Raw genomic sequence first — 8,020 nt, forward strand, 5'->3', positions numbered from 1 at the left:
CCCTCAAACACCACCGGCGCCAACTGCGCCCGCGCCGCATACAACGCCGCGGTATACCCAGCAGGACCCGAACCAATAACGATCACGTCGTGGACGTCGGAGGTGCTCATAAGCGGCCACACTACTGCGAGTCCGGCAAACGCCGGCCCAATCCCGCTGGCCGCCAAGGCAAAGACGTGAAGCAGCGCACACAACGCGCGGTTGTGCCTTCACAACACATGACCTCTACTGACGCCGTCGTAACTGGTGCACCATGGAAATCGCGACCCGTGGGTCCAACGACGAACTTGCGGGTGCCAAAAGACCCAACATCATCGCGATGCCGCGGCCCGACAGCCCATCCTGTGGCCGCATAACCGCAGACAATGCGTCGCCGCGAGGAATGAGAACGCCATATGACCACCGCACGTCCCGTCAAGACACGCAACGACGGTCAGTGGGCCCTGGGCGATCGCGAACCGCTCAACCACGCCGAGCAGTTCAAGTCCGACGACGCGCCGCTGAACGTGCGCGACCGCATCATCAACGTCTACGCCAAAGAGGGCTTCGACAGCATCGCCAAGGACGACCTGCGCGGGCGGTTCCGCTGGATGGGCCTTTACACCCAGCGCGCGCAGGGCTACGACGGCAGCTGGACCGGTGACGAGAACACCGACAAGATCGAAGCCAAGTACTTCATGATGCGGGTCCGCTCCGACGGCAAGGCGATGACCGCGCACACGATGCGCACCCTGGGCCAGATCTCCACCGAATTCGCCCGTGACACCGCCGACATCAGCGACCGGGAAAACCTGCAGCTGCACTGGGTCCGCATCGAGGACGTCCCCGAGATCTGGCGCCGGCTCGAATCCGTGGGGCTGCAGACCACCGAGGCCTGCGGCGACTGCCCGCGTGGCATCCACGGGTCGCCGCTGGCCGGCGACTCGCTCGACGAGATCCTCGACCCCTCGCCCGCAATCGACGAGATCGTCCGCCGCTCGCTGAACAACCCCGAGTACGCCAACCTGCCGCGCAAGTACAAGACCGCGGTGTCCGGTTTGCAGGACGTCTCCCACGAGACCCACGACATCGCGTTCGTTGGCGTCAACCACCCCGAACACGGGCCCGGCCTGGACCTGTGGGTGGGCGGCGGCCTGTCGACCAATCCGATGCTGGCCCAGCGCCTTGGCGCGTGGGTGCCGCTGGACGAGGTCGCCGACGTCTGGGAGGGCGTCACCCAGCTGTTCCGTGACTACGGGTACCGGCGGCTGCGCGCCAAGGCCCGGCTGAAGTTCCTGGTCAAGGACTGGGGCGTGGAGAAGTTCCGCGAAGTTCTCGAACAGGAATACCTCAACCGCCGGCTGATCGACGGGCCGGCGCCCGCGCCGGTCAAGCACACCATCGACCACGTCGGGGTGCAGCGGATCAAGAACGGGCTCAACGCCGTCGGTGTCGCGCCGATCGTCGGGCGGGTTACGGGTAGCACCCTGTCGGCGGTGGCCGACCTGATGGAGAAGGCCGGCTCCGACCGGGCCCGGTGGACGCCCTTCCAGAAGCTGGTCATCCTCGACGTTCCGGACGACAAGGTCGACGAACTGGTCGCCGGCCTGGACGCGCTGGGCCTGCCGTCACGGCCGTCGTCGTGGCGCAAGAACACCATGGCCTGCACCGGAATCGAGTACTGCAAGCTGTCGTTCGCCGAAACACGGGTGCGCGCACAGACTTTGGTGCCCGAGCTGGAACAGCGCCTGGCCGACGTCGATTCCAGGCTCAACCTGCCGATCAGCGTGCACCTCAACGGATGCCCCAACTCCTGCGCCCGAATTCAGGTGGCCGACATCGGATTCAAGGGGCAGTGGATCGACGACGGCGACGGCAACTCGGTCGAGGGCTTCCAGGTGCACCTCGGCGGCGGCCTGGGCGAGCAGAGCGGCTTCGGCCGAAAACTGCGCCAGCACAAGGTCACCAGCGCCGAACTGGGCGACTACATCGACCGGGTCACCCGCAAGTACCTGGACGGCCGCCAGGACGGCGAGACGTTCGCCTCCTGGGCGCTGCGCGCCGACGAGGACGAGCTGCGCTGAGGATTCGATGAACACGCTCGTACTCACCGCGCACGGCAGCCGCGACCCCCGGTCGGGCGCCAACGCCGAAGCCGTGGCCGACCGTCTCTCGCGGATGCGGCCGGACCTCGACGTGCGGCTGGCGTTCCTGGAACTCAACGCCCCGAACTTCGTCGACGTGCTGGCCGCATTGCCGGACAGCCGCCGCGCGGTGGTCGCCCCCTTCCTGCTGGCCAGCGCCTATCACGCGCGGTTGGACATTCCCCAGCAGATCGCCGACGCCGGAGCGCACGGCATCAGGCAGGCCGACGTGCTCGGCGAGGACGATCGGCTGGTTTCGGTGCTGCGCGAACGCCTGGCCGAGGTCGGGGTGTCGCCACATGACGACGATCTTGGGGTGATGGTGGTCGCGATCGGCTCGTCGAACCTCGCCGCCAACGCGCGCACCGCGAAGGTGGCGGGCAGACTGGCCGCCGGGACCCGATGGGCCGCGGCCACAACCGCATTCGCCACCCGGCCCGAGGCGTCGGTGGCCCACGCCGCCGACCAGTTGCGCCGCCGCGGCGCGCGCCGGCTGGTCATCGCGCCGTGGTTCTTGGCGCCCGGCTTCATCACCGACGGCGTGTCAAAGTTCGCCCGCGACAACGACATTGCGATGGCGGCGCCGCTGGGGTCGCACCGGCTGGTGGCCGAGACGGTGCTGGACCGCTACGACGAGGCGCTGGCCGACGACGCCGCGGCCTAAGCTTTCGTAGCCGCGGTGCGGCTGGTGATGTGGCTGAGCAGGTCGCGGATCGCTCCCGGTGGCGGCGTGCGCCCGCCGATCCAGATCGCCCGAAACTTGCGCCGTAGATCCAACTCCGGGATGTTGATCGCGTATAGCCGCCCGTCCGCCAGGTCGTCGGCGACCGCCAGCCGGCTCATGGTGGCCGGGCCCGCGCCGGCGAGCACGGCGGCGCGCATGGCCGCCGCGGAGGTCAGCTCCAGCACGGGTGTGGCCTGCTGCATGTCCTCGCCGAGCACCTTGCGCAACGCGGCCGTCAGCGAATCGCGGATACCCGAATGGGGTTCCCGGGCCACCAACGGCGTCTGCGCGAGTTCGCGCGCGGTCACCACCCGCGACCGTCGCGCCCACTTGTGATTGGGCGGAACCACGATCACCAGCTCGTCCTCCCCCACCACGCAGCTGCCCAAACCCTTTGGCGTGCCCGGGTTTTCGACGAATCCGAGATCCGCGCTGCCGTCGCGGACCGAGGCGATGGCGTGCTCGCTGTTGGTGGCGGTCAGGATCACCTGAGGCGCGGTGTCGCCGTGCCGCGCCGCCTCGGCCTGCAGGGACAGCAGCCAGTGCGGCATGAGTTGTTCGGAGATGGTCTGGCTGGCCGCCACGCGGATGCGTTCGCGGCCCTCCTTGCGCAGCGAGCCGAGACCCGCGTCGACCTCGTTGGCGACTTCGAGCAGACGGGTCGCCCAGTCCGCGACGATCAGCCCGGCGGGCGTAAGTTGCGAGCCGCGCGTCGTGCGCACGGCCAGCGTCACGCCGATCTGGGCCTCCATGGTGGCGAGCCGGCGGGAAATGGCCTGCTGGGTCAGCCCGAGTTGGCGTGCGGCCCGCCCGAGGCTGCCGGTCTCGGCGATCGCCAGAAACGCCTCGAACGACGCGAGTTCGGGCAGCCGGGGGCTGAGGGGCATGGGCGGCGGCTCACAATCAAATCGTGTGACACAACTATAGCTTGTGACACCACAACGCCGCACCTCTACTCACGCCCGGCACGAGCCGCTAAATTAGCCAGCCTGACCGTGTTTTGACGGCCGCACCCGGCTGACCCCGCTAGCCAGAAGGAAGGACAACCCCCGTGGCCTACGTGATCGCCGAACCCTGTGTGGACATCAAAGACAAGGCGTGCATCGAGGAATGCCCCGTCGACTGCATCTACGAGGGCGCGCGGATGCTCTACATCCACCCCGACGAGTGCGTCGACTGCGGTGCCTGCGAGCCGGTGTGCCCCGTCGAGTCCATCTTCTACGAGGACGACCTGCCCGACGAGCACAGCCAATACCTGCAGATCAACGCCGATTTCTTTACCGAGCTCGGCTCGCCCGGCGGCGCGGCGAAGGTCGGGCTGACCGAGAACGACCCCGCCCCGGTCAAGGAGCTGGAGAGCAGAGCCGAAGCGTCCTAGCCGTCGCGGGCCGCTAATCCCAGCCGGAGAGCCCGAACGTGTCGCTGGGCCGCCGGCCCGAAAGCTGCTGCACCACCCACTGGTTCATCGAGACCTGTTGTTCGGCGGCTTCGACCGCGAGGCGGCTGTGCAGCTCCGGGGAGGTCCTGATCACGATCGTGCCGCTGTAGCGGCGGTCCGCCATGGGGGTCGGAACCGTTTCGCCGGTCGACAACATGATTTCGACGTGGCGGTCGACGGCCGTCTCGATTTCGCCGATGGCCTCTTGCGCGGTCGGCGCTTCGCGCCGCATGAACGGCAATTCGAGACAGGTGCCGACATATTGGCCGTGGTACGGCGACCACGCGACGCGGTAGGTGTAGTGGTTCACGCCGGGTTGGTAGCACGGGTGCTAGCGGTTTCGCGAGTCACTCATCCCCACCCGAAGAGGTGCGCGCGGTGTTGGGGCGAGGCGGCGGGCTGGTGGGTGCCGCACGGCGGGCTGTTGGGTGCGGCACGGCGGGCTGGTGGGTGCGGCACCTCTCCGAGACGACAAAGCCCTTCTCAAATCCGCTAGCAGATGCGCTAGCGAATCCGAGAGTCAGCTACTCGTAAGGTGAGGCCATGCGGACAGCGAGAATCCTCCACGTCATCCGGCACATAGGGGCGGCCGCGGTCACCACCGTCACCGCCGCGTCCACCGTCAACGCCTACCGGCCCTTGGCGCGCGGCGGATTCCCGTCGCTGTACTCCTGGATGTTCGGCCTCGTCGTCACCGAATTACCGCTGCAGACGCTGCTGAGCCAGCTCGCCGGACTGGCGGTGACCGGCCGCCGCATCAACCCGCCGCTGCGCATCATCGCGTGGGTCGTCGCCGGCCTCTCGGCCCTCGGCCTGTTGAACCTCAGCCGCGCGGGCCATCGAGCCAACGTCCCGCTGACCGAGGCGTTGGACGACGGACTGGGGCCCGATCGGCTCACCGAGACGAGGGGTCTGTGGCGCCGGCCCGCCGGCGCCGGCACCGCCAAGACGCCAGGGCTCCTGAGGATGCTGCGGATCTACCGCGACTACGCCCACGACTCCGACATCAGCTACGGCGAATACGGCAGCGCCAACCACCTCGACATCTGGCGCCGTCCCGACCTGGACCCGGCCGGCAAGGCACCGGTGCTCTTCCAGATCCCGGGCGGCGCCTGGACGACGGGAAACAAACGGGGACAAGCGCATCCGTTGATGAGCCACCTCGCCGAGCTGGGCTGGGTCTGCGTGGCGATCAACTACCGGCACAGCCCGCGCAACACCTGGCCCGACCACATCGTCGACGTCAAGCGCGCCCTCGCCTGGGTCAAAGAGCACATCGCCGAATACGGCGGTGACCCCGACTTCGTCGTCATCACCGGCGGCTCGGCCGGCGGCCACCTGTCGGCGCTGGCCGCGCTGACGCCCAATGACCCGCAGTTCCAACCGGGTTTCGAAGACGCCGACACCCGGGTGCAAGCGGCCGTGCCGTTCTACGGCATCTACGACTTCACCCGATTCGACAAGACGCTGCATCCGATGATGCCGGGGCTGCTGATCAAGTCGATCATCAAGCAGAAGCCCGACACGCACCTGCAGACGTTCAAAGCCGCGTCACCGGTCAACCACGTCAACCCCGACGCTCCCCCGTTTTTCGTCCTGCACGGGCGCAACGACTCGCTGGCCTACGTCGAGCAGGCCCGCACGCTCGTCGAACAGCTGCGGAAAACCAGTGCCCAACCGGTGGTCTACGCCGAATTGCCGTTCACCCAACACGCTTTCGACATCTTCGGCTCGGTCCGCGCCGCGCACACCGCGGTCGCCGTCGAGCAGTTCCTCGCCGAAGTCTATGCGGCGCACCTGCGCGCCGATGTGCTTGCGGCGCCAGAGGTTTCGTAGGGGTCAGGCCTTGGGACGCACGCCGGCCGCCCGGTACACGAACACCGGGTCCACCGGCACCCGCAGCGCCGTCCGGGGCAGGGCTTCGAGCACCTCGTCGGGAATCTTCTTCTTGTAGTTGAGCCGCATCGAGCCGCTGAAGGCCGGGTCGACGCCGCGGAGATCGATGTCGATCCCGAGGCCCTTGTTGGTGATGGTGGCCCGCGCCGGACCCTTGTCGGTATCCCAGGGGCAGTCGATGGAGCGCAGGTTGGCGTCACCGCGGGCCGGGAAGGTGGCGACGATCCGCGCGGCGCTGAACGCGAACCCGCCCGTATAGCGGGAGACCCCGGAGGCCGAATACACCCCGGGCACATGGCCACTGAAGTGCCGGACCACCCCGACCCGTCCCGCGCTGAAGGTGATCCCCTCGGCTTCGAGTTCCTCGCGCAACGGCGCGGGCAGCTGGCCGATTTGGGTCAGGTTGCGAAGAAATCCGAACACGACCAGACCGTAGCCCGACGACCGATGAGCCCGCAGCCTTATTGCACGGTGACGGTCAGCGTGTAGGTGCACGCGGGCTTGGCGTCCTTGCCCACAAAGCTGGTGTAGGCCGTGCTGACCGTGGTGGTCCCCGGTTTCAGCGCGCTGAACGTCCACACCTCGGTGCCCGGCGCCCCCAGGGCGTCCGAGGCCGGCTGCTCGAACTCGTGACTGAGCTGCTTGATGACCGACGAGTCGCCGATCCTGGTGTCGGGGTTCCACCGGTAGGGCGTGGTGTAGTTGGAACCCAGCTGCACGATCAGGGTGTTGCCGACGGCGAGGGTGACGGTCTGGGTGATCTCGCTCTGCGTCAGCACGTCGGTCATGGGCACCTGGAGCGTTTTGGTCGACGGCGGGTTCCTGGAGGCGAAGTGGCAGCCCACCACCGTCGACAACATGAGCGCGGCGACTGTCACCAGCAGCCTGACCTTCACCAGATCCCCCTTCGGTGTCGCTCCGGAGCCTAATAGGTCTGATCCAGACCGAAGATAGGCGACGAGGACGCCATGCGTGGCGTCCGGCAGGATGGGCTGGTGTTTGGCCTCGAACTGATCGTTGCCCTGGTGTCCACCGTCATCGTGGGGACGGTCATCGGACGGCGCTACCGCGTCGGCCCCCCGGTGTTGCTCATCTTCCTGGGCGTCCTGGTGGGCCTGATCCCCCATTTCGCGCACATCCATGTCAACGGCGAGATCGTGTTGTTGCTGTTTCTTCCCGCGATCCTGTACTGGGAGGGCCTCAACACCAGCTTCCGCGAGATCCGGGCCAACGCGCGCATCATCGTCTTCCTCAGCGTCGTCCTGGTGATCGCCACCGCGGTCGCGGTGTCGTGGACGGCACGGGCGCTGGGCATGAACCCGCACGCGGCCGGCGTCTTGGGCGCGGTCTTGTCGCCCACCGACGCGGCCGCGGTGGCCGGTCTGGCCAAGAAGCTGCCGCGCCGATCGCTGACGGTGCTCAAGGCCGAGAGTCTGATCAACGACGGCACCGCCCTGGTCCTGTTCGCCGTCAGCGTCAACGTCGCGATCGGCGGGGCCTCGATCACCCCGCCCGAGGTGACCGTCCGGTTCATCGTTTCTTACCTCGGCGGCATCGCCGCCGGCCTGCTGGTCGGTGGCGCGGTGACGCTGCTGCGCAAGCGAATCGACGCACCGCAGGAGGAAGGGGCTTTGAGCCTGGTGACGCCGTTCGCGGCCTTCCTGCTTGCTCAGTCGTTGGACTGCAGCGGCGTGGTCGCGGTGATGGTGTCAGCCCTGGTCCTCGCCTACGCCAGCCCGCTGGTGATCCGGGCCCGCTCCAGGCTGCAGTCCTTCGCCTTCTGGGACATCGCGACATTCCTGCTCAACGGCTCGTTGTGGGTGTTCGTCGGCGTCCAGA

The 8,020-nt window shown here is 67.8% G+C and carries 10 protein-coding genes; 5 read left to right on the forward strand and 5 right to left on the reverse strand.

The features are described from left to right. The coding region (locus tag A9W96_RS31620; RefSeq protein WP_156752859.1) for an FAD-dependent oxidoreductase at window positions 1–110 on the reverse strand (110 nt) is incomplete at its 3' end. A gap of 285 nt (window positions 111–395) precedes the next feature. On the opposite strand from A9W96_RS31620, the gene A9W96_RS20925 reads away from it, so the two are divergent. Both A9W96_RS20925 and A9W96_RS20930 read left to right on the forward strand, forming a co-directional pair. Next, window positions 396–2,063 carry a nitrite/sulfite reductase gene (locus A9W96_RS20925; RefSeq protein ID WP_066877275.1) on the forward strand — a complete coding sequence of 556 codons (1,668 nt, stop codon included), beginning with the start codon at window positions 396–398 and terminating at the stop codon, window positions 2,061–2,063. 7 nt (window positions 2,064–2,070) lie between these two features. Further along, on the forward strand, window positions 2,071–2,787 hold the full coding sequence (locus A9W96_RS20930) for a sirohydrochlorin chelatase (RefSeq protein ID WP_067142714.1): 717 nt from the start codon (window positions 2,071–2,073) through the stop codon (window positions 2,785–2,787). Here A9W96_RS20930 and A9W96_RS20935 read toward each other — a convergent pair. Then, window positions 2,784–3,734: a LysR family transcriptional regulator gene (locus A9W96_RS20935; RefSeq protein ID WP_067142718.1), complete on the reverse strand. Its 951-nt coding sequence runs from the start codon at window positions 3,732–3,734 to the stop codon at window positions 2,784–2,786. The genes A9W96_RS20930 and A9W96_RS20935 overlap by 4 nt on opposite strands. A 164-nt stretch (window positions 3,735–3,898) precedes the next feature. Between A9W96_RS20935 and fdxA the strand changes: the two genes are divergently transcribed. After that, window positions 3,899–4,225, forward strand: coding sequence for a ferredoxin (gene fdxA, locus A9W96_RS20940; RefSeq protein WP_066871453.1), 327 nt, complete (start codon window positions 3,899–3,901; stop codon window positions 4,223–4,225). Window positions 4,226–4,238: 13 nt separating this feature from the next. On the opposite strand, the gene A9W96_RS20945 is transcribed toward fdxA, so the two are convergent. Next, on the reverse strand, window positions 4,239–4,595 hold the full coding sequence (locus A9W96_RS20945) for a type II toxin-antitoxin system HicB family antitoxin (protein WP_066871448.1): 357 nt from the start codon (window positions 4,593–4,595) through the stop codon (window positions 4,239–4,241). Window positions 4,596–4,828: 233 nt separating this feature from the next. Between A9W96_RS20945 and A9W96_RS20950 the strand changes: the two genes are divergently transcribed. Continuing rightward, window positions 4,829–6,121, forward strand: a complete 1,293-nt coding sequence (locus A9W96_RS20950) for an alpha/beta hydrolase (RefSeq protein WP_067142721.1) — start codon at window positions 4,829–4,831, stop codon at window positions 6,119–6,121. A gap of 3 nt (window positions 6,122–6,124) precedes the next feature. Here the strand turns inward: A9W96_RS20950 and A9W96_RS20955 are convergent, their stop codons facing one another. Continuing rightward, on the reverse strand, window positions 6,125–6,604 hold the full coding sequence (locus A9W96_RS20955; RefSeq protein ID WP_066871441.1) for a hypothetical protein: 480 nt from the start codon (window positions 6,602–6,604) through the stop codon (window positions 6,125–6,127). A 38-nt stretch (window positions 6,605–6,642) separates the two neighbouring features. Beyond that, window positions 6,643–7,077, reverse strand: a complete 435-nt coding sequence (locus tag A9W96_RS20960; RefSeq protein WP_066871438.1) for a protease inhibitor I42 family protein — start codon at window positions 7,075–7,077, stop codon at window positions 6,643–6,645. Window positions 7,078–7,176: 99 nt separating this feature from the next. Here A9W96_RS20960 and A9W96_RS20965 point away from each other — a divergent pair. Next, window positions 7,177–8,020 (forward strand): Na+/H+ antiporter (locus tag A9W96_RS20965; RefSeq protein WP_066877283.1); only part of this gene is annotated, 844 nt, incomplete at its 3' end.

Source organism: Mycobacterium sp. 1245852.3, assembly GCF_001669335.1.
GTDB lineage: Bacteria > Actinomycetota > Actinomycetes > Mycobacteriales > Mycobacteriaceae > Mycobacterium > Mycobacterium europaeum_A.